The organism is Rhodovulum sp. PH10, from assembly GCF_000293785.1.
In the GTDB taxonomy this organism is placed as follows: Bacteria; Pseudomonadota; Alphaproteobacteria; order Rhizobiales; family Xanthobacteraceae; genus Rhodoplanes.
In genome coordinates this window covers 1-1272 of the sequence record NZ_AKZI01000253.1, presented here as the reverse complement: position 1 = coordinate 1272, position 1272 = coordinate 1, and the positions used below count along the sequence as shown (strand labels likewise).

At 67.1% G+C, this 1272-nt stretch carries 2 protein-coding genes; one reads left to right on the top strand and one right to left on the bottom strand.

Annotated features, from left to right (window positions below):
• A partial coding sequence (locus A33M_RS21880; protein WP_040622746.1) for a nitrilase-related carbon-nitrogen hydrolase occupies nt 1-592 on the bottom strand: 592 nt, incomplete at its 3' end.
• Between the two features lie 243 nt (nt 593-835).
• On the opposite strand from A33M_RS21880, the gene A33M_RS21875 reads away from it, so the two are divergent.
• A partial coding sequence (locus A33M_RS21875; RefSeq protein ID WP_040622744.1) for a TetR/AcrR family transcriptional regulator occupies nt 836-1272 on the top strand: 437 nt, incomplete at its 3' end.

Below are 1272 nucleotides of genomic sequence, written 5' to 3'. Positions count from 1 at the left end.
CGGCGCCGTTCATCGCGAGCCCGCGGCCGTTCTCCGGATAAGAGCCCTCCATCGCCATCATGATGCCGAGCCGGCCGATCTTGGTGTCGGCGACCGGCCAGAAGGCGTCGAGCGTGCGGCCGTACTTCTCGATCCACCAGTCGTAGATGTCGTGCGGCGACACCGAGCGCTCGACCGGCAGAAGCGCGCCGAGCTTGTAGTGCTTCAGGATGACGTTGCCGTCCGGGTCGACGATGAAGCCGACATTGAAGAAGCGGTCCTTCCAGTCCGGATGGCGGGCCTTTGCCTGCGCCATGACGAAGACGTTCCACTCGCGCGCGAGCTTGCCGATCTCGTCGGTCTCGGGGCCGGGAATGTCGATGCAGCAGGTGTTGGCGAACTCGGCGTGGTCGACGTCCAGAACCTCGTCGTTGAAGCCCATCAGGGCGCCTTCGGGGATCGCCAGAAGGCGCACCGGGATGTCGAGATTGGACAGCCAGAAGGCCGCCTTGGTCAGGTTCTTCAAATGGTCGATGTTGGTCTTGATGTCCTCGCGGCGGCGAATGCCCCAGAATGTCGGGATGAGGCCGACCGCGTTGTACGGCTCGATCATGAAATGTTCCCCCTCCGGCCCCCGCGCGGGACCGGTCCGATGCTGCGCGCCGAACCTGCGCTTTTCCCATCTTTCGCGCAAGAACCGGAGCTTCCGCAACGGCATGCCATGCGCCGGCGCGGCCCGGCGCCGGCTCGCGTGTGCATGCCGCCGCCATGCCATGCGCGGGGAGCCGCTACCGCAGCGCACGACATCGCGTATGATCGCCGATCGGTGACGATCAGGAACGGGCACGGCAGGGCGATGGAAGCAACGGTGACCAAGCAGGCGCCCTCCCCTCCGCGCCGGCCGACCGGCCCGCGCGATCCGGTGCGCACGCGCGCCGCGATCCTCGACGCCGCCACCCACGAGTTCAAGGCCAAGGGGCTGACCGGCGCCCGGGTCGACACCATCGCGGCCCGCTCCGGCGTCAACAAGCGGATGATCTACCATTACTTCGGCGGCAAGGAGGGGCTTTACGTCGCCGTGCTGGAGGAGACCTACACCGCGATCCGCACCGCCGAGGCGGCGCTCCATCTCGGCGACCGCGACGCCATCGAGGCGATCCGCGAGCTGGTGCGCTTCACCTGGCAGTATTTCATCGACCACCCCGAGTTCCTGACGCTGCTCGGCACGGAGAACCTGCACCGCGCGCGCTACCTCAAGCAGTCGGCGAAGATCAGGGCGTTGCACATGCCGCT